The following is a 20,278-nucleotide window of genomic DNA, read 5'->3' on the forward strand; positions in this document are numbered from 1 at the left end:
TCAGGAGGCGCGGAAATCCAGCACGAGCTTTTCGATCTCTGATCCCCCGCCCACGCGCTCCAGTACGGCGAACGAGCCGTCCTCCTTGAGTTCAAACAGCGTGCCGGCATTCTCCTGCGCGCGGTTCGTGCGCGCAATCATGACCAAGGCACCCGGACCGCGGAGATAGGAATGGATATTCCCAATTGCGGTCCGGATCTGATCCGGGGAAAAATAGTTTGTATTCAGAATGTTGGCGGCACGCACCAGATCAAACCGACGGACAAAGTGCTGTGACCGACGCATGATATCATTTTCTTCGAACTCTATTTCCCCATTCGACGGCAATGATCGGGTAATCATTTTCACTGGCCTGCTCATCCCGGCCCTTATGCGCGAACGCAGGCGCGGGCGCAGCAGCTTGCGGCCAAGGACAAGTGGAATGAATGCCAGCGTCACGTAGTCCAGCCTTCGGACCCATGGACGAATTATGATGCCCGAGACGTCATATTGCAGCGGCCACCCCTCCGGATCGCACAGAATTTTGAGGCCCGGACCCAGTTCAACGATGTGCGCCTCGATGAAGAGATCCGTTGCCGTGATGCGGGCAGCAGCGCCACACCCCTTCAAGAAGCTGGCGAGTTCCACAGTCGTCAACCCCGTGGAAACCCCGACATCCAGCACTTCGTGAAGCGAGCCCGTACGCTGCTCGATAAGCGGTCGAAACGCGACTTCCAGCTCACGAAAGCGCGAAGGCCGCGTCAGCTTAAAGGTGCCGTTTCGCATCTTCAGCTTGGCGAAGAAGGCCGATTCCGACGCCGAATCGATCGTATCGGCGCTTGATGAATAGAACTTGCTAGCACTCACGGTCATGGCTTGCTAATCCGTCTTCAGGACAAAATCATGCAGCAATTCAAAGTACTACAGCGACCTTTGCGCGTCCGATTGGACGCGCGGTTCTGTAGATATCATCACCTGTACTCATAAGCGTCTCCGTGCGCCCCCAACGCGCATTTTCAAACATTTGCGTAATGCCAAGATCCACTGCAGCATGATCGGAAATTACGGTCTGAAAGGGCGACGTTGCAGCGAATAAGGAGAGGATCTTAGGCCGCAACCAAATTATTCTTCAACCAAGGGCAATTTGACGTCGCCGTCTTCGCTATCACCGGCCATGAAATGGAGAAACTCCTCCAGGTTTGTCCATCCGTCATTGTCCGCATCTTGCGGGCCATCATTGGCATCTGCCGCATCCATGCCGTTCTTGACTTCCCAATCGTCTGAAATGCCGTCCATATCACTGTCTTGGTAAGGCACCCCAGCGGCAAGGTCCGGCCATCCCCCGACGTCCTCCGGATCTGTTTCGAGCAATCGTCCGCGGCGATTTTTGACGTCCTCAATAATGCGTCGGTCGACGGCATCGCGTTCCGGCTTTGTCGCGCCGGCATTCGCCAGGACATCTTCGTAGGCACTCATCGGCGCGGAAGTGCGGATCTGGGGCGCGTCGAATGGTGCCGCCACAACAAATCGCCTCTGGCCCTCGGCCAAAACCAAGCTGTCATCCTGCCCGGATTCAGTCCGGTAGGGTTCGTCATAGTTGTCCTTGACGTAAATCGAGTGACCAAGCCCGCTTTCATTGAAGAGATGCACCATGTGGTCGTTTCGCAACTTCTCTCCTGCGATCTTGTAATTGCCGACGACGTTCGCCTGGATATGCGCCCATTCATCGCCAAAGCTCACGACGTACTGCCACTCTGGCGAGAAAAATACATTATTCACAACATCGGCAACCGCTCCGGCATTTTTCATTTTGATCTGCGGATTTCTGTATTTTCCGAGAGCAAAAAGCGAGTGGTGCACAGAGACGTTGCCGCCCTTGGTAAACAACATATTGCGTGCGCGATTCTCTTTCCCCGGCCCACCTATCAGGAGCGGCTCGCTCGTAATTCCCCACTGCCACGTGAAATTGCTGGCATCTTCTGAATCGATCGTCTCATCCGATCCCCAACTGGCAGAGATATGATCGAGCATGATGTTTCTCGCCGCCTCGGTGTACATTCCGAGGCTCCCGGAACAGCAGGCTTTACGCGTATGTGGACCAGCGCGCAGGCGAACGTGTCTTATGATCACGTCGTTGGTCACGATTTCGATTGAAGGACGTATTTGTGTCCGACCGTTGCGGATCGCGATGCCTCCGCCCGGTGCCGTCTCTCCGGCAATGGTCAAAAATGGATTTCGAACAACCAATGATCGCTCGCGGAGAACAATGGTACCGCCCGTGCGAAAGATGCAAATGCGCGGCCCGGACGCTTCGATGCAGTCACGCAGGGAACCTGGACCGGATTCTTTCGTGTTGACGACATAGATCACCTTCCCCCCTCGGCCGCCAAGGGAGCCGGCACCGAAGCCTTCGGCCGTGGGAAAGGCGCGTTGTCTACCGTCGGGAAGCTTGGGTGAAAGAGGCCCCTCGAGCGCCGTTGCGGTCTGGGCAACAGCCTCCCCTGGATGCCCGATACACAATGCGCAGAGCAGCCCCGCCAACATCAAGAAGCGGGCGACCGTGAAAGGAAATACGCTTACACTACGCGACCGAATATTTACCTTCATGCTCTCATGCCACCAAATCGAAGCTGAAATTCAATCTTGCCAGAGTGCAATTGCCAGCGCAGGGGCGATGACTTTCGCCGAAGACATAATCCGCATTTCTCAAAGATAGCCGTAGCGCCTGAGCATCCAACCGCCCAATCGCTGAAAGGAAGCTTGCTGACCGGATGGCATGCGTGTTCGCCACGTCTCATCTTTATTGAGTGCGATCGATGCATTCATGCGTAATCGGTTCCCTGCGACTTGGTGTCCTGGCCCCATGGAACCGCCGCTTTGAAGAGTTGAACCGATCTGGCTTAGATCAAGCTCAAGAAATGTCCCGATTTGCTGCATGATCCCGACAGGATCAGATGCAAAATCCTCGTATCTTACTCGCATGACCTTTTGTGGGCCCAGTTTTCGCAGGAGGTATTCGACTGCGAGATTCACGATGCTCCATCGCAAAGCGGTCCTGAATACCGACTTTGGCTTGATTTCCTTCTGCAGTCCTGATTTTTCGTCACGCTGATAGCCCTTGAGCAGCGACCAAGCCACACCGCGCCCGTCGCGCACCAGGTGGATGACGCGCATGTCAACTCCCGGGATCTGCGCAAGCGCCATCGCTCTCCCCGGCAACTTCGAAGAGTCGACAACCATCTGCTTGCCCGACGACGACAGCATCTCATCAAATAGACGCTTTGTATGAAGTGCATATGGCGAAAACTGCCTTCCGAGACCAATGCCACTAAGTACTTTAAAGAATACCGGCAAGCCTTCAAATTTCTTTTGAAGTGCGCAATATTCTGACATGAACGTCGGATCGCTATCCTTCGACCACTTTTGCAAGACTGTGCTCCAGACGGCACAATCGCGAATTGGATGGCCGCACGCACAATATTCATTCCGGCGCCACACGTGCCGCGTGAGACACGTTATCTCCCCCGCGCCCACCACCACAGGATGTTGTCCCAAGGCAATATCGAGAAGGGTTGACCCGCTACGTCCGTAACCTGCGATATAAACGATGCGCGTTGCTTGCGTGGGCATCCTATAAGCCTTCCATCTCCTAGTGCTTTATCTTGAGGTTGAGTTTGGCTTTCGTCTTGTGCGGGTGTGTATGCGCGGTGGAACAAGGCTCACGCTCGCCAACTAATCACTGCTCCGGCGAACTGCCCAACAACCCAATATGCTTGGCCATTGACCTCCGGTATCGAAGGAAGATCCCTATCATTGTCACTAACGATCCAGGACATCGACTGTCCTCCCAATCGTTACGCCCGGCGCTGTCCCGCATTAAGTGGGCAGGAACAAAGTGATCACAACCTCGTTTGACAATCGGATCAACGCCTGACCGACGGCCCCGAGCGGCCGCGATGAAATAAGAAAAAACATCTCAATAATAAACGCTTGATCGTCAGCAACAGTCCGAGTTACCGCGACTATGGGCGAGGTTACTTCATTCTCCTGTCTTCGCCAACCTTAGAGATGCGGTGAAGGACGCTTTTCTGCCCGACTTTAGTGGCGGAGCGGATCGGTGTTTGTGTCTTGTGCTGAACGTATCTTGCCCGCGACCCGCCGGGGCGCGTGGGTATAGCCCGCCGCAGTTGTGCAAGGCCGAGTCCAAGGCACAAAAAAACTGGTATTGTCCAATATCTCGCATACATGTGCGGATTGAACAAAGCGATCGTGAGAAAGACAATGACAGTTGTCACCATCGCGGCAAGTACGTGTTTATCTCCACCGTCTCTTCGGATTCCCACCGCAAGCAGTACAGCGACACCCGAAAACAACATCCAGCCGACAAGCGCGAGCAATCCGCCTTCAACCCAAAGAAGAAGATAAAGATTGTGAACGGGCGCAGTTTGCACACTTCTCTCTCGGAATTGGTCGGCTCCGACTCCTACGAACCAAATCTGCTCATCGGAGATCATCTGAACAGCTTCTTCCATAAGTGCTGCTCTTGAAACGAAGGTTCCGGCTTCTGAGATGTCGCCGGAGGAAATAGCGTCCAAAACGCGCGTTTGGAACGCTCGGGGCAGCATATCTTTGCTGCCAAATAGCGCCAACGCTCCAAGAAGAATGGCCGCTCCAAGTGTCAGGCGTAACAGCAATCGAGGGGTTGAAATGAACGCAACGAAAACGGTCAAGCAAATCGCCATCACAAACAGCCCGCTGTTGGAGCTTGTCAGAACAACTGTAACGATGAACAGTGCAACTATCGGCAAGGCCAAGTAAGACTTGAGTCGGCCTGAAGACCAGAAAAAGAGAAGAATTGGCATTGTCAGCCCGTTCATCGCTGCGGCCAGATTCGGATTTCGCAGCACGGTCGCCAGGCGCTTCCCGCCCGTCACCACGCCCCTTCCTTCTCCTGGTACATACCCGACCGCGTAGAATGTAAATATACCATGAATATCGATGAGAATTATGCTTGCCAGGAAGATCGCGGCCAGCCGATACGCTTCCTTTGGATCGTTTCGGACCAGGATCATCATCAAAAACAGGTAGGCGAAGAGATACTGCGCCGTCACAATCAGTCCTCGATCAGGACTGTTATGGAAAAGGCTGCCAATCATCATCCCGACGAACAGAAGCACGAACGCGACAAGCCAAAGTGTCGTTGCCTGCTCGAGCGGTTTGTTTAAGATCCGTCCGCTGATCAATAGAAGGAAAAGGCTCAAGCAAAAGAAGAAATCGCTAAACGTAAAGAAAAGATCAGAAAACCGCAACGTCGCGTACGGCGCCAAAAAAACAGCCACGTAGACGACAGCGCGCTCAATCGCCGCCAAGCGAATGTGCAAATTGCGGGAATGGCCCCCGGTATATGGTTGAGCGGCCTCTGTCACGCCTCCCTCCGACGCTGTAACTGTCGCTTCGTACAAGATACCCGATCGATCACGGATTATCGACCTGCGCTCGCGAAGCGCTGAATCCATTGATACCTATGAGTTCCTCGTAGACTGATGTAATTGCATGCACGTGCCGCTCGACACTGAAGCGCGCCCGCGCTTCGACGCGTGCTGTCTCCACGATGTGTTCGTGGCAGGCAGAATTGTTGAACAGAGTTAAACAGGCTTTGGCGAACTCATCCGGATCATCCGGGCGAACGAGCATTCCGGTCTCGCCATCTTCGACGACTTCTGGATTTCCACCTGAGTCGGCCGCAATGACTGGTGTGCCCAGCAACATCGCTTCGACAAGAGTTCTTCCCAGAGGTTCGTTGACGGCCGTTACCAGAAGGGCATCGAGCCCCGCGATCCAGGGTTCGCTCGGATACCGAAAGCCCATAAAGTGAATGCAATCCGCAACTCCAAGTGCTTCGGCTCGCGATCTTGCAGCGTCGTCGAGCCCATTAAGTGCGTTCCCGAAAAACAGTCCTGCAAACTTCACTTGCGGCGCCAACCGCTTTAGGGCAGCCAAAGCTTCTACAAACAAGATAGGCCGCTTGCGGTCCACCAGGGTTCCCACATATCCGAGGAGCTTTGTCTCGGGCGAACAACCAATTGCCGCTACCACATTGCTCCGAGCGGCTTCGCGTTCGACGCAGACCATCTTCATCACGTCGAATGGGCTATGAACGACACTGCACTTGCCTGCTGCAGAAAAAAGGCCAGGGCGAGGCGACGCAAATTTTGATACAGCCACGACACGACTGGGGAGCCAGGGAGCGACGCGTCGCAATCCGAACGAATATGCATCGCCGCGGTGATGCCAGAGATGCTTGGATCCTGCGAGTCGTGCTGCAAGTCCCCAGACGAGATGCGCACGGCCGTCATTTGTATGCACTATTGCGGCATTTCTCGCTCTCAGAAACCTCACAAGCGCAGGAAGGCTTCGCGCGACGTTCACGGCTGCGGCGCCATTGCGCGCGCCCGCCCGCTCCAAACGGTTTATGACGGGAGCGGCTTCAAAGTCGATCCCCTCGCGGCGAAAAAGTTCTGCAACTGGCCCGTCCACATCATGAAGAACAACCAACGGCAAAAAACGGGAATCGGGAAGATTTCGTATCAATCCAAGTGCGGACATATGGCTTCCGCCGACAAAATCTCCTATGAAGGGGAAACATACAACTACCTTCTGGCCGCATTTCGTCATGCTAATCATTCTCCATGCGAGCACTTCTCAAATGCAAGGTGATTATGGAAGTAAGATTCTTTTCTTTTCTTCCCTGATGGCCTTTATATATTTTCTATATATTGCTGCGCGCATTCGCACCGGCTCATCGACCCCATCATCCCCAGGCTATGCGGCCTGCTATCGGCCGATCAAAGGCGAGACCAAATTCTTATGAGAACGGTTCTAACGGACGTGCGATGAAGAATTGAGCGAGTCTCGCGCCGGAGGCGTGGGAGCGGTGTTCACTTCTAATTCTGTATCGGCGCCACTGAAAGTTTCACCATTTCTGCGGATACGATTTTGAATCCAACCGCCGGCCGCCGGAATGCGTTTGGAAGTTATGACAAAGCCTCCGTAATGATGGCTCTTGTGAACTTCGGGATTGACCTGGTGAATTACGGTGCCGATCAAAGGCGCATGATTCATCCGGAGCTGCGACACACTATCCAGCAACTGCTCTTCTGTAGTCTTGCCCCAAGACACCAATAAAATCACCCCATCAACAAAAGGCGAGAGCCAGTTTGCATCCCCAGAGGTGAGGACCGGCGGAGCGTGAAGCACAATGAATTCGTACCCGTTCTGTCTGAGGGCCAATATCAGCTCACAGAGTTTTTCGGAGTCTAGCGATCTGAATGGCTCCATCATTACGGGCGTCGCGTCAATGAAGCCAAAAGCAGGCAAAGTCGGAATTGTCTGCACCACGTCCGCCAGGGAAGCTTCATTTCTAAGATAGCGTTCGATCAATTCCGGCGAGCGTTCCACGCTTTTCAGATACGGAACGTTGTGTTGATGGAAATCGAGATTGACGAACACGGTAGGGCGCCCGTCTGCTGCAGCGGCAGTTGCGATACCCCAAGCCGTCGAGGCGTTCGCAACGTCCTGAAGGCAAGAGGTCACCATGACAACGCGATGCGGTTGTTTCACCTCAGAATAGCGGCAGGCCATATAGACTGACCGCTCTGCCTCTGCACACGTAAAGTTGCTCCAGTCTGGAATGCACGAGGACCGCTTGGTGCCGGGCAGATGCTTCGGGACCTTTGGTATGTAGCCCAGATTGGGCAACCGCAAAAGTTGCGAGGTTCGTTGCCCGCTCCGGATTCGCGTGTCGGCTGTCTCCAAAAGGAGCGCGAGCAAAAAGGCCAGCAAAGTGGATCCGGTAAATGCCGCCGGGATAATAATATTGGGCTTAGGAAATGATGGTGAATTCGGAACCTCGGCCGCTGACACAATCCGTGCACTCGGCTTTAGAGATTCGGCCTCGAGGTCCGACAAAATACGCTGAACCTCGTCTTCGATCATATTGCGAACACCCGCGATTTGCGAATCTGCATCGATCATCTGAGGATGGTTCTTGCCAAACTTGGCGGCGAGCTCGGCGCGATTCTGCTGTAACCGGGCCTCTTCATTCCGCAACGTTATCAAGAGCGGTTGCGTCATGCTCTGCCGAAGAAAAGCCACGGCGCCACCGGTGTTTAGCGCACGTTCCTTGTCTGCAATCCGCTCATACTGCTTGAATTCGAGCGAAGCTTCGACGTAGAGGCTGGCAATCGTATTTGCGAGTTCTTGAGCAACTTTAGGATTGTTGTTTGTTACAGTGATTCTTACGGCGAGGCTCTCGCCAGTCCGGCTGACGGTAAACTGGGACAGTACCGCGGAGATCGCGCGATCCCGTTGCGTTCTTTCATCCGGCGGAGGCCTAACGGAATCACGCGGCCTCTGGGCTCCGATGATCCCCGCGAAATATCTGGCCAGCCGGTCGCCGAGGCTTTCCGGCCTATTGCCGCTGCGGGCAAACGGGTTGAAGTTTGGATCATCGATGAGATTCAATCGATCGACAATACGACCGGCAAATTCCCGTGATTGCAGAACGTCCATCTCGGTTTCAGCCGCCGAGCGATCGCGCTCAAGCGACGTCAAGGATGCGTCGGTGGCAAACGGCCGAACATCTTTCCGTTCCAGCACCACTTCTGAACTGGCGGTATAGGTTTCGGGAAGCGTATACGATGCAATCGCAGCCAGCAAAGTGCAGAAGAGAACCACTGACGCGATAAGCCAAATACGCCTCTTGATCAGGGCCCAAACATCTAGAAGGCCTATCGTATGCCCACTCCTCTGAGCGGCAAATTCAACACTTTCTCGGTAATGAGCGCGAGCAGATAGGCTGCCATCCGGAACGAATGTCGTCATGGAAACCTTCAAAAATAAAATTTTTCTCTATTCGGTTAGCTTAGTAAAATATTCAATACGGCGCAATAACTCAGTTTGAAGTTGTTAGCATCGCATTTTACGGCATCGGTGTCACGCCTAATCGGCTTCACGTCCGGCGTCCTGTGAGGCGAAAGGCTTAAAGGCGCTCCCGTGACGGCCTCAGAATAGCGCGCGGCGCATTATTCGCAAGGATTGACTTGAGCTGTATCTCCATTGCTGACGGCTTCGAATGGCACTGCTGCGATCTGCCGCCCCGCAAGCCGACGCTCTTCGCACAGCAGATAGCTGGTCACCAGCTGCGGCAAAGCCAGTCGACAGGGAAAGGAGTTCGAGGAGTTCCGATCGCGAAGAAACTGGGCGCTTCTGCGCTGGACAGCGCTGTTCTTACAGTGTTCAATGACTTAATTGTACATCACGTTGCCTATTGCCCGTCCGGTTAGGACGTCTCGCGTTGTTCATTACTTTGGCCATTCTCGGATCATGCGTATCGTTTTCGTTGGTTCCGTCGAAAGCTCCAAAATCGCTTTAGAAGCGCTCATCCAGGCTGGGCGGGTTCCTGTGCTTGTGATTACGCTGCCCCCCGAGGCGGCAGGACGCCATTCCGATTTTGCCGATATAGGAAATCTGGCGCGGGCGGCCGGAAGCGCGGTTTGCTGCACCACAGACATCAATAGTCCTGCAGTCCTGGAGACAATGGCATCGGTCGAGCCTGATCTCACGCTTGTCATTGGCTGGTCGCAAGTCTGCCGGCAGCCGTTTCGAGACATTGCGCGGGAGGGCACCATCGGGTTCCATCCGGCGGCGTTGCCGCGTCTGCGTGGTCGTGCGGTCATTCCCTGGACGATAATAAGGGATGAAGATGTGACAGGCTCGACGCTGTTCTGGTTGGATGAAGGGGTCGACTCTGGTCCCATTCTGCTTCAGAGGCTGTTCGCGGTCGCGGCCGACGAAACTGCACGCAGCCTCTATGCCAGGCACACAGCAAATCTCGCCGAGATGGTAGTCGAGGCGGTTGCGCTGGTTGAGACCGGTAACGCACCGCACACGAAGCAGGACCATGAGAAGGCAAGCTACTGTGCGAAGCGTACAGCAGAGGACGGCCTGATCGACTGGAATGCTTCAGCCGCCTCGGTGCTCCGCCTTATCCGTGCAGTTGGCGCCCCTTACCCCGGCGCGTTTTGCGTTTATAACGGCGAGAGGATCCGCATCGACGCAGCCGTAAAGATTGAAAACGCCGGTCGCTTTATCGGACTGGCAGGCCAGGTTCAATGCCATTCGGAACGCGGTTTCGTCGTCTTATGTGGCGATGGTGAATGCATCGATGTCCTGGCTTGGGCCTCGGCCACTGGCAAGCGTCCGCCGGTACACAGCAAACTCCGAGGATAAGCGCCTTGATGACGCTCGCGCGCGCCGGCAATGAACGCTGGAACGCTCCGTGCGATCCACAGGTCACTTGTTCTCTACCGTTTTCTGCGTGTCTTGCGGCATCGGCGCCATGCGACGAATGATCTCCTTAGCTGCGAACCTGGCCCCATCGCGGCTGAAATGGGCATCTGGCGCATACATGAGAAGCGGTTCGGGGTGGGCGCGAAGGGCCTCGAGGATATCAATAGCCATGATGCCTTCGGCCGCGGCAGCATCGAGGACCTCCCTCCTCAGCGGGTCGAAGGGCCCGTCCGACGAAAAGGGTCCGATGAAACGGTCGATCCTGGGTACGTAGACGAGTGTAAAGGAGCCGCCCCAGCTCTCGGTGAGGGCTTTCGCACGATGCAATATTCGTCTGAAATCCGGGTTACTTGGGGTAATCTTTGGATAGACCAACCCTAGCCTCGTGAGAGTTTGTTGCAGGGCGACAAAATTGCGAAGCAAGGCCGTTTTCGTGAAGAGCTGGACACTCGTCACAGGGGTGCTCTGGCGCTCCGCCAAAATGTTTCGGGCCTGGCGCATGGTTTCTTGCGCGGTCGCCTGCGAACCATAGTCCGCATCCGGCGATATCGCCGTGCGAAGCCACGGCACTGCAAGTTCGCGCTCCAAATTCTCCCAGTCATTTCCTTCGAAGAAGACCATCATCACCTGACGGGGTCGCAAAATTTTGCCAAAACGGCCGAGCGTTGCAAGTTCGACCAGCGGACCGCTTCCTCTAATACCTATGCTCGCGGTGCTAAGGCCGCCCGCCCGCAGTCTCGACGCAAGGTCCTCCCCCGGGGGCAAGCAGAAGCCCTCGACGAACGAATCTCCGAGGAGCATCAGATCCAGCGGATGGTTATACACGTCGTCGGGATTATTGAAGCCGTACCGGTCTGCGGTATAGCTGACGACGCCGCTTTCGGACGTGCACAGCACCACTTGCGTCGACGGAAAGCCCGACAACAGCGCCTCGGAAAGTTGGTCGGTGCCGGAAAGCCGGTTCAGTCCACGAAGTGTGAAGCCAGGAACCACGTTCTTGTTGCGCTTGAGCGTTTCGGCCTGCGCCTCGCTGAGTTGGCCAAGCATACCCAACCGGACGGACACGACCGAGACCGTATGCATCGCCTCGAAGAGGAAGAGGGCTAGCAACACGCTCGAACCACAGATGCCGACAAGTGAGGAAAAGCGCGGCTTCGCAAACAGGCCCACGGCGAAGAAGGCTGCCGCCAGCAGGCCCGGGATCAGCACGTAACGGATGAAATGCGGGGTCTCAGCTGCGAACAGTTGGTAATGCAGCAGAGCGTAGATGGGACTTGACAACAGGTACAGACCCAGAAGCGCACACACCACAAGTCCGAAATGCCGCTTTATCATGACGCCTTGTCCCCTCTCGCAAACCGTTCAGTAAGAGGCGCGCTTGCCGATCGCCGCAATCAGGCGGCGGATTTGGTCGTCTATGTTCTGACGGCTTCGGCTGATAAGAGTTTATCTTTGTACATGAATTCACATAAAATGACTGAGAATAAGATTTAGTATGGGAATTTTCTTGCGCAGCAAAATATAGCGAGTTTTGTCGACGGAGTCTCCCGAAATTGGGGAAGCCCAAGCATGATCGACGGCCTGCCCAGCAACTGCACAGTGAAACAATGGCGCGAAGCTTTCCAGAGCACACGCCGCAGCTGCTGTCGAACCACAGCCTCGGCTAGGATATATTGGGTCGTCCATTAGGCCGTCGAATATTAGGTAGTCGACATTGCCTCATGACTATGCGATTATCAAACCCGTTGAGCGGGCACTTTATAGCCGCGCCTGTGTAATTGCATAACAAAATCGCTTTCAAGGACTGATTTACGCGCTTGGCCAATGGAGCGCCAGTATTTTTTAAGTTCGCGGGCATATCACGTGCATGACGGGGGCTTAGCGAAGATTTCGATCGACGGCTGTCACTCTGCCTGACCGGATTTCCGGTTGTGGCAAAGAACAAAGTCCCTTGCGGGGTGAATTCTACCCCCTGTCAGCATGTTGAAGCCAAACGAACGCACCAGAAATGGGAGCGGCGGCTACATGAAGCGAGAACAACAACTGCGAGTGCAATCCGGTTCGGCGGCAACCGCCAACGATGCACTGGCTCCCGTCCATGCGAGGGCGCAACTCGTCGCGGCTATCGTCCTTTCATTGGCAGTCTCCGTGCTGTTCCTTGCAACGACGTCACGCGGAATAGGAATTCTGCCCGACTCGGTCGCATACATGCGCATTGGAAGCGCGCGTCATTTCGCTCCTCTCTATACATGGATCCTGCAATTCATGTCGCTTGCTCACGTCGATATCGTGGCGGCGGCCTGGTGGCTCAACTGGTTTCTTTATGTCGTCAATACGGTGTTGGTTCTCCGATTGCTGCTTCTCGCGCAGTTGACCCCAATCTGGGCTGCATTGGGAACGGCCCTGATCGTTGGCCATCCGGTCTTCGTCGAATTTCACTCGGTGGCAATGACGGAGCCGTTGTTTATCGCATTGACCCTCGCCTCCGCCCTCGTGTTTTTCAGGGCGATGCAAGACAACCGCGTCGCAACTGCCGCACTTGTGGGGGCGATTGTGGGCCTCGCTATGCTGACGCGGTTTGCTGCCGCTCCCCTCCTGCTGACTTTTGCAATCTTGAGGCTCTGCGCCGGCGGCGGGAGCCTTGCGAAACGGCTGGTCGATTGCGCTGTGATGGCCGGAGCGTGCGGTGCCGTTTTCGGATCATGGCTGGTCGCGAGTGAGTTGACGTCCGGGGATTCGACTGGACGTTCATTGGAACTGCTGGGCAACACCGATCTGGCGTACTGGATTCGGACGGTGGGCGCCCTAGCGACGATGCTCCTGCCATCCGCGGCCGGGCCGGTCATTCGCCTTTTGTTCCTTGTCTTCGCCAGTGTTGTCGTCGTCTTCGTTGCCGTGACCTACGCACTCGCATGGCTGCGCCTATCCTACGGGCAACGCGCACGACCGCATGCGCTTGTGCCCGTCGTATTCAGTCTTCTTTCGATCTTGTATCTGCTGTTCCTGATACAGTCCGTCATGATTCAGTATCGACTGAGCCTCACCGGACGGTTTCTCCTGCCGCTCTATGTTTTTCTCGCACTCGCTGCCATGACTTCCTTCGGAGCGAGCAGGTCTGGTGTTGTGCGCCACCGCAAACTCGGAATTGTCCTTGCCGGGCTCGCAGCTGTGATCGGGGCCTCGAACCTCGTCCGTACGACAGTGTTCACCGCAGCAACTTATGAATCGGGCCAAGGATACGCTCACAAAATGTGGTCCACGTCGCCCGTGCTTACATCAGTGGCAAAATTACCTGCGACTGCTGCAATCTATTCGAACGCACCGGATCTGATCGAATTCCGCTTGAGACACAGCGCGGCGTACCTACCCCGCCGCTTCAATCATCTTTCTGGCAGGGACGAGGCAAGCATGCCTTTTGCGCAACAGATGGACGCTATGCGTCGCCGTCTTGCGGAAGGCAACGCCTACGTCGTCTTCATCTATGGCGTGGACTGGCGAGACTACCTGATCAGCGAGAACGACCTTCTTAAGTCCGTTCCGCTGATCGAGGAGGAAACTCTTGCTGACGGGCGGATCTATCGCTCAGCAGGCCGCGCAACCGAGTTGCAGGTTTCGCCGTGAAGAGCCGGCCGAGCATGGCCGAAATTGGACATTGGCTTACAGGATTGGTGCACCGAAAGGAATGTAACGGGAGTACGGACCGTCATGTTTGAGAAGAAAATTTTTATTGTTATCCCCGCATATCAGGCCGCTCTGACACTCGAAAGCGTGTTTGAGAGAATCCCGAGGGAAATTTACGAGAAAGACGTCCGAATTGTCGTCGTCAATGACGGCAGCTCCGACGGAACTGGCGACATCGCACGCAGAATTGCTCGTTCACGGCCAAACGTCGAAGTAATCGACCATCCTCAGAACAAGGGCTACGCCCAGGCGCAGAAGACCGGTTTTTCTCACGCATTGGATCAAGGTGCGGACATCGCGGCGCTCCTGCACGCCGATGGGCAATATGCACCGGAGCTGCTGCCACGTTTGCTTGCGCCCCTGGAACGGGACGAGGCTGACGTCGTTATCGGTTCGCGCATGCTCGAGCGTGGCGCTCTGAAGGGCGGCATGCCGATGTACAAGTACATCGCCAACAAAGCGCTGACTGCGATAGAAAATCTCGCTTACGGCCTTCGGGTAAGTGAATACCACAGCGGTTACATGCTCTATTCCCGCCGGTGCCTGGAAGCTATTCCCTTCGTTCGCCTCAGCGATACATTCCATTTTGATGGTGAAATGATCATGATGGCGGGTAAGCGCAAGTTACGGATCAAGGAAATCGCGATACCGACACGATACGCTGATGAAAAATCGCACCTGAAACCGGTACAGTACGGTTTTGATGTACTGAAGATCGTATGGCAGAATTACCGAGGCAAATACGAATTTTAGAGATAGCAATTTTCTTTAAACATAGGGAGCGATGTCATGAAGATACTCGTCACAGGGGGTGCAGGCTTTGTCGGCTCATTCTTATGCGAGAACCTTCACAAATCCGGACACGACATACGAATTTTTGATAATTACGAACCCCAAGTTCATTCTGGATCCCGAGGCAACCTTGACTCCCTGTTGCAGCCGAGCGGATTACCTGTGAAGGGAGTCGAGATCATTTTCGGTGACACTCGCAACCCTGCCCAACTCGACGCTGCTTTGAAGGACGTTGACGCCGTTGTCCATCTCGCCGCGCAGGTGGGGGTCGGCCAGTCGATGTACGAGATCCATCGTTATGTCGATCACAATACGGTTGGAACCGCGGTCCTTCTGGAACTGCTGGCCTCCCGCAAGCACAGCGTAAAGAAGCTGGTCGTTGCGTCGTCGATGTCGATTTACGGCGAAGGTGGAGCACGGTGCAGCCATTGCGGCGATATCACGCCGACGCTTCGTGAGGGGGAGCAAATGCGGCGTGGCGATTGGGAGGTGCGGTGTCCGATCTGTGATCGAACCGCAACGCCGATACCGACCAGCGAGACGAAGCCGGTCCTGCCGACGTCGATCTACGCCATTTCCAAGAGGGATCAGGAGGAAATGTGCTTGGTCGTCGGCAGAGCCTACGACATTCCCGCAGTGGCGCTGCGCTTCTTCAACATCTACGGTCCTCGACAGTCGCTGGGCAATCCCTATACCGGGGTCGCTGCGATCTTCTCTTCCCGTCTGCTGAACAACAATAGTCCGGTCGTTTTCGAAGATGGCAACCAGACGCGAGATTTCGTGCATGTAAAGGACATCGTACAGGCTATTTCGCTTGCCCTGGCAAAGGACGAGGCGAATGGCCATGTCTTCAATGTGGGAACCGGTCGCCCGACGTCGATCAAGGACGTCGCGATCATCCTCGCCCGGAACATGCGGCGCGATATCGCTCCCCAGATCGAGAACAAGTTCAGGGAGGGGGACGTCCGGCATTGCTACGCCGACATAAGCAAGATCCAGCGATGCCTCGGCTACAAGCCTACCGTCGAGCTCGAATCCGGCATCGAGGATCTGATCGCCTGGGCAGAAGAGCAGAAGGCGGACGACCGGTTCGAGCATGCAGCCGCCGAGTTGGCGAAAAGAGGGTTGGCCCGGTGATGGGCTCCATGAAGCTTTAGAGCGCGTTTGCGTTGGGGCGTGGATGTGGGCTCAGACTTTCGGTCGCTGGCAGGAGCCTGGTACTGCAATCCCGCTGCAAGCCGCTTCAGATGAGGTAAGCGTAATGGCGCGTCAATTTACTAATCGCGTATTGGTGACTGGAGGGTGCGGCTTCATCGGGTCGCATCTTTGCGAGCGATTGATCGAACGCGGAGCGGACGTTCTGTGCGTCGACAATTTCTTTACCGGGTCGCGCGCGAACGTGGAGGAACTCCTTTCCCATCCGCGCTTCGAGCTGCTGAGGCACGATGTGACGATGCCCCTCTATGTGGAGGTGGACAAGATCTTCAATCTTGCCTGCCCGGCTTCCCCGGTGCACTACCAGTTCGACCCGGTGAAGACCACGCGGACGAGCGTGCAAGGGGCGATAAACATGCTCGGCCTCGCCAAGCGGCTGAAGATCAATGTTCTTCAGGCCTCCACGTCGGAAGTCTATGGAGACCCCTCCGTTCACCCGCAGACCGAGGATTACTGGGGCAACGTCAATCCTATCGGGCCTCGGTCTTGCTACGATGAAGGCAAACGTTGCGCCGAAGCCCTATTCTTCGATTACAGGCGGCAGCACCAAACGGCGATCAAAGTCGCGCGCATCTTCAATACCTATGGGCCTCGGACGCATCCGAGTGATGGCCGCGTTGTTTCGAGCTTTATCGTCCAGGCACTGCTCGATGCCGACATAACCGTCCACGGGAACGGCTCGCAGACCCGGTCCTTCTGTTACGTCGACGACACCGTTGCCGCCTTGCTGCGTTTGATGGATTCGCCGTTTGATGTGACCGGCCCCATCAATATCGGCAACCCCAACGAAATTTCCATGCGCGAACTGGCGGAACTGATCATCGATCTTACCGGATCCAGGTCGCGCATCGTGTACCGGCCATTGCCCCAGGACGATCCTTGCAGACGGCGCCCGGATATCTCGCGAGCAAAAGAACAGCTCGAATGGGCACCCAAGATCGGCCTGAAGGAGGGCCTGCTGAAAACGATCAACCACTTCAACGAGCTCCTGATGCGCCCCAGTTCCCGCACGGATCTCGGTGCCCTGTACGAGGCACATCATGCTTAGCAGACGGAGCCTGCCTGACGTCGCGGAATCGCGCGACTGTGCCTCGGACGAAGGGGCGCCACCGCGGGGTTCTCGGCTGCAATCGATGGGCCACCGGTCTGGTGAACCTCATGCCAGCGCAACACCTCGCCTTGGGCCCGACATCATGCGGCAATTATCTCTTTTGACGGGGTTTCTGAGAGCTGCTTTTGCCGTGCGCGTGCTGAGATACGCGCTTGTCGGGGGTTGCGCGGCGCTGCTGCAAGTGTGCCTGCTCACCCTGTTCATAGAACTGGCCGATATGAACGCCGTGGTGGCGTCAACGTTGGCGCTCTCGATCTCGGTCATGGTCAACTATAGTCTTCAGCACCGTGTGACATTCAGGTCGAAATCGAAGCACACCGTGGCGGCGCCACGTTTTGTCGTGCTGGCGCTCTGCACGCTGGCGGCGAACGCCGTTCTCTTCAACAGCCTTTTGGCTGTGCTGCCCTATATCGCCGCCCAGATCGTCACGCTCGGAGCGATCTTCCCCGTCAACTACTATTTGAATCGAACGTTGACGTTTCGCATCTGACCGCCAATGCGGGGCTTTGCCGTTTCTTGCGAGCCGTTCGCCTGGAGGGAAACGACCAAACACACAGCGAGCCGTTTGTCAGAAAACTATAATTGGAGGGATCCGTCCTAGACTATTTACAACCAGTTAATTACATGCTTTTTTATTACAGAATTCGAATATGCCAAGGACATTTTGCGCCGTGACCTAATTAGTCGCGGTCGCTTATATTTTGTTGAAGTTAATTTATCTAGCCTCCCGAGCCAGTCAACGGGACAAGACCAATAGACAGCAACCTTCGGCCACCATCTAGTTTGTGGGGGAAAGGTGCAGCGTCGTTGAGCCGGACGGTGAGGCTGACAGTTTTTCAGGAAGGGGCCTTCATGCTGCGTATACACACCGCTGCTAAGGCAGTTCGTGATCGTTTCTTGATGCTGCCATCGAAATTGCGGAGAGAAGAGGCGGGAAAAAGCACCGCCAAGATGCTGTTGGCGGTATGGGGTGCGGCGGTCGACATAGGCAGTCGACGCATCCGCGGCGCTGTTCGCAGCGTTCACAAATGTTCTACCCTGTACCTCGCCGATCTCGGATCAGCGGCCATTGCGCTCGCCGTGGCCCTGTTGTTGCGCTACGGCGTGGCCGAGCTCAAGACGAGACCGGAAACCGCCTCCGTCCTGTTATGGTCGGGCGCACAGTACCTCATCATCTGCGCACTCGTTTTTCCCTTGTCCGGACTCTACAGCCGAAACTGGAAGTACGGTTCCATTTCTGACCTTTTCATCATACTTCGCGCGGTACTCCTGACATCCCTGCTGCTTGTTTCGCTCCTATTCTTCTCCACGAGGCTGACTGACATTCCACGGACCGTCGTGCCGATGCAGTCACTGCTACTGATCGCATTCCTTGCCGCAGCACGGCTGAGTTTTCGCGCTGAGGAGATCCCGCTGGCGCGGCCCGTTTTCAGGAACGGACGCAACAAAGGGGCAGATAACGATCACCGCATACCGTTGTTGCTCGTCGGCGCCGGCGACGCGGCCGACCTCTATTTGCGGGCGCTCGCACGCGATCCCAACGCCACCTATGTGCCGGTTGCCTGCCTTGACAGGAATGAGGACCAGATCGGCATGAGCCTGCGCGGCGTACCGATTGCGGGACGCATCGAGGATTTCGAGCAAGTGGTGGCGGATTTGCAGCAGCTCAACAGGCAGCCGCGTCACGTAGTCTTCACGGAAGCCCCCGCGGCGTTCGGCGAGGAGGCATCGGATAACCTCCTGCGGTCCGCCGAAAGACTTGGGATCGCTGTCTCGCGCCTGTCGCAGATGACCGAACTCAAGCGCGCAAAGGGCGACAACCCCTACGAGCTGCGGTCCATCGAACTGACCGACCTCCTGGAGCGGCCCCAGGCGTCGCTCGACCGCGAGGCAATCGGGCGCCTCGTTCGCGGCCGGCGCGTGCTCATCACCGGGGCAGGAGGTTCGATCGGCAGCGAACTGACGACGCAGGTCGCCGCCTGCGAACCGGCGGAACTCGTGCTGATCGACAACACAGAATACAACCTTTACGCGATCGACATGGCCCTGAACGAGAACTTCCCGGCCGTATCCCGGTGGAGTTACCTCTGCAGTGTCCGCCGCAGTCAGAGGGTCGAGGAGATCTTCGCTCAGCATCGACCCGAGCTGGTCTTTCATGCAGCGGCGCTGAAACATGTGCCCATGGTGCAGTTGAATCCCTGCGAGGGCGTACTCACCAATGTCATCGGCACCATGAACGTCGCCAATGCAGCGAAGAAATACGGCACGCTCGCCATGGTTCAGATCTCGACCGACAAGGTCGTCAATTCGACGAGCGTCATGGGCGCGACAAAACGCCTGGCGGAACTCTATTGCCAAGCGCTCGACCTGAACGGTCTCGAGACCGGCCGGGGGCCGCGTTTCATGACGGTTCGTTTCGGGAACGTGCTGGGGTCGAGCGGTTCGCTGATCCCGCTCTTCAAGCGCCAGTTGGCCAGGGGCGGGCCGCTGACGGTAACCGATCCGAACATGACACGCTTCTTCATGACGATCCGCGAGGCCGTCGAATTGACTTTGCAGGCTTCCGCTTACGGTTTCGAGAAACAGCTCGGACAGGGCGAGATCTTCGTCCTCGACATGGGCGAGCCGATCAAGATCATCAATATCGCCCGCCGCATGATCCGGCTGGCCGGTTTCACGCCGGATCAGGATATCGAAATCAAGATCATCGGTTGCCGCCCGGGCGAAAAGCTCTTCGAAGAGCTGTTCGACGAAACCGACAAGCGCATCAACTCGCCGGTCCCGGGTGTCCTCGGAGCCGTTCCGGAGCCTATCCCATTGCCGACGCTGAGGGACGCCTTCGCACGCCTGCAGCGCCATTCGGAGCGGGGCAACGAGGCGGACGTCGTGGCGGTCATGCGCGAGCTGCTCCCACGATATGTGCACGATGCTGATCGCAAGCCCGCAGCCGCGAGTAAGCGCCTGCCGCGGCGGCCGAAGGACCACATCAAGGCCAAGGCGCGCGGATCGCGATCCGGCTACCGCAAGGGCACCCGCGCAGAGTTCCGCTCTCCGGGCAGTTAAGGGATAACGGGCGCGATTGGTCAGGGCGGATCGTGCAATTGAGATGTGGTGCCTGCGATGCTGCCTTGCTCAGAAACGATGTCGCGG

At 56.2% G+C, this 20,278-nt stretch carries 14 protein-coding genes; 7 read left to right on the forward strand and 7 right to left on the reverse strand.

Annotation, left to right across the window (positions count from 1 at the left end; all coding sequences use genetic code 11):
• The 6 genes from GHK62_RS14565 to GHK62_RS14590 all read right to left on the reverse strand — a co-directional run bounded on the left by GHK62_RS14565 (position 1) and on the right by GHK62_RS14590 (position 8,862).
• A complete protein-coding gene (locus GHK62_RS14565; RefSeq protein ID WP_153439865.1) occupies positions 1–852 on the reverse strand; it encodes a class I SAM-dependent methyltransferase in 852 nt (283 codons plus the stop codon).
• Positions 853–1,101: 249 nt separating this feature from the next.
• Positions 1,102–2,586 carry a pectate lyase gene (locus GHK62_RS14570; RefSeq protein ID WP_153439866.1) on the reverse strand — a complete coding sequence of 495 codons (1,485 nt, stop codon included), beginning with the start codon at positions 2,584–2,586 and terminating at the stop codon, positions 1,102–1,104.
• A 99-nt stretch (positions 2,587–2,685) separates the two neighbouring features.
• The gene (locus GHK62_RS14575) at positions 2,686–3,609 is read right to left on the reverse strand and encodes a sulfotransferase family protein (protein WP_153439867.1); all 924 of its coding nucleotides are present in this window, start codon (positions 3,607–3,609) and stop codon (positions 2,686–2,688) included.
• 404 nt (positions 3,610–4,013) lie between these two features.
• A complete protein-coding gene (locus tag GHK62_RS14580) occupies positions 4,014–5,405 on the reverse strand; it encodes an O-antigen ligase family protein (protein WP_327791021.1) in 1,392 nt (463 codons plus the stop codon).
• Between the two features lie 49 nt (positions 5,406–5,454).
• Positions 5,455–6,654 carry a glycosyltransferase family 4 protein gene (locus GHK62_RS14585; protein ID WP_234886903.1) on the reverse strand — a complete coding sequence of 400 codons (1,200 nt, stop codon included), beginning with the start codon at positions 6,652–6,654 and terminating at the stop codon, positions 5,455–5,457.
• Between the two features lie 204 nt (positions 6,655–6,858).
• On the reverse strand, positions 6,859–8,862 hold the full coding sequence (locus GHK62_RS14590; protein ID WP_153439870.1) for a GumC family protein: 2,004 nt from the start codon (positions 8,860–8,862) through the stop codon (positions 6,859–6,861).
• A gap of 501 nt (positions 8,863–9,363) precedes the next feature.
• On the opposite strand from GHK62_RS14590, the gene GHK62_RS14595 reads away from it, so the two are divergent.
• Complete coding sequence (locus GHK62_RS14595; protein ID WP_153439871.1) at positions 9,364–10,269, forward strand: methionyl-tRNA formyltransferase; 906 nt, start codon at positions 9,364–9,366, stop codon at positions 10,267–10,269.
• A gap of 63 nt (positions 10,270–10,332) precedes the next feature.
• On the opposite strand, the gene GHK62_RS14600 is transcribed toward GHK62_RS14595, so the two are convergent.
• Positions 10,333–11,664, reverse strand: coding sequence for an alginate O-acetyltransferase AlgX-related protein (locus GHK62_RS14600; RefSeq protein ID WP_153439872.1), 1,332 nt, complete (start codon positions 11,662–11,664; stop codon positions 10,333–10,335).
• A gap of 690 nt (positions 11,665–12,354) precedes the next feature.
• Here GHK62_RS14600 and GHK62_RS14605 point away from each other — a divergent pair.
• The 6 genes from GHK62_RS14605 to GHK62_RS14630 all read left to right on the forward strand — a co-directional run bounded on the left by GHK62_RS14605 (position 12,355) and on the right by GHK62_RS14630 (position 20,191).
• Positions 12,355–13,950, forward strand: a complete 1,596-nt coding sequence (locus tag GHK62_RS14605) for a glycosyltransferase family 39 protein (RefSeq protein WP_167528252.1) — start codon at positions 12,355–12,357, stop codon at positions 13,948–13,950.
• Positions 13,951–14,034: 84 nt separating this feature from the next.
• Entirely contained in the window at positions 14,035–14,763 is a 729-nt protein-coding gene (locus tag GHK62_RS14610) for a glycosyltransferase family 2 protein (protein ID WP_153439874.1), read from the forward strand.
• Positions 14,764–14,799: 36 nt separating this feature from the next.
• Positions 14,800–15,939: an NAD-dependent epimerase/dehydratase family protein gene (locus GHK62_RS14615; RefSeq protein WP_153439875.1), complete on the forward strand. Its 1,140-nt coding sequence runs from the start codon at positions 14,800–14,802 to the stop codon at positions 15,937–15,939.
• Between the two features lie 124 nt (positions 15,940–16,063).
• Entirely contained in the window at positions 16,064–17,065 is a 1,002-nt protein-coding gene (locus GHK62_RS14620; protein WP_153440041.1) for a UDP-glucuronic acid decarboxylase family protein, read from the forward strand.
• A gap of 85 nt (positions 17,066–17,150) precedes the next feature.
• Positions 17,151–17,618 (forward strand): GtrA family protein, encoded by a 468-nt coding sequence (locus GHK62_RS14625; protein WP_167528253.1) that lies wholly within the window; start codon positions 17,151–17,153, stop codon positions 17,616–17,618.
• 461 nt (positions 17,619–18,079) lie between these two features.
• Positions 18,080–20,191 carry a polysaccharide biosynthesis protein gene (locus tag GHK62_RS14630; RefSeq protein WP_234886910.1) on the forward strand — a complete coding sequence of 704 codons (2,112 nt, stop codon included), beginning with the start codon at positions 18,080–18,082 and terminating at the stop codon, positions 20,189–20,191.
• The last annotated feature ends 87 nt before the right edge of the window (positions 20,192–20,278 follow it).

The organism is Sinorhizobium terangae, assembly GCF_009601505.1.
Taxonomy (GTDB): domain Bacteria; phylum Pseudomonadota; class Alphaproteobacteria; order Rhizobiales; family Rhizobiaceae; genus Sinorhizobium; species Sinorhizobium terangae.

Coding starts and splice junctions, on each gene's coding strand:
- GHK62_RS14565 (WP_153439865.1), bottom strand. CDS start 852: ATGACCGTGAGTGCTAGCAAGTTCTATTCATCAAGCGCCGATACGATC.
- GHK62_RS14570 (WP_153439866.1), bottom strand. CDS start 2,586: ATGAAGGTAAATATTCGGTCGCGTAGTGTAAGCGTATTTCCTTTCACG.
- GHK62_RS14575 (WP_153439867.1), bottom strand. CDS start 3,609: ATGCCCACGCAAGCAACGCGCATCGTTTATATCGCAGGTTACGGACGT.
- GHK62_RS14585 (WP_234886903.1), bottom strand. CDS start 6,654: ATGACGAAATGCGGCCAGAAGGTAGTTGTATGTTTCCCCTTCATAGGA.
- GHK62_RS14590 (WP_153439870.1), bottom strand. CDS start 8,862: ATGACGACATTCGTTCCGGATGGCAGCCTATCTGCTCGCGCTCATTAC.
- GHK62_RS14595 (WP_153439871.1), top strand. CDS start 9,364: ATGCGTATCGTTTTCGTTGGTTCCGTCGAAAGCTCCAAAATCGCTTTA.
- GHK62_RS14600 (WP_153439872.1), bottom strand. CDS start 11,664: ATGATAAAGCGGCATTTCGGACTTGTGGTGTGTGCGCTTCTGGGTCTG.
- GHK62_RS14605 (WP_167528252.1), top strand. CDS start 12,355: ATGAAGCGAGAACAACAACTGCGAGTGCAATCCGGTTCGGCGGCAACC.
- GHK62_RS14610 (WP_153439874.1), top strand. CDS start 14,035: ATGTTTGAGAAGAAAATTTTTATTGTTATCCCCGCATATCAGGCCGCT.
- GHK62_RS14615 (WP_153439875.1), top strand. CDS start 14,800: ATGAAGATACTCGTCACAGGGGGTGCAGGCTTTGTCGGCTCATTCTTA.
- GHK62_RS14620 (WP_153440041.1), top strand. CDS start 16,064: ATGGCGCGTCAATTTACTAATCGCGTATTGGTGACTGGAGGGTGCGGC.
- GHK62_RS14625 (WP_167528253.1), top strand. CDS start 17,151: ATGGGCCACCGGTCTGGTGAACCTCATGCCAGCGCAACACCTCGCCTT.
- GHK62_RS14630 (WP_234886910.1), top strand. CDS start 18,080: ATGCTGTTGGCGGTATGGGGTGCGGCGGTCGACATAGGCAGTCGACGC.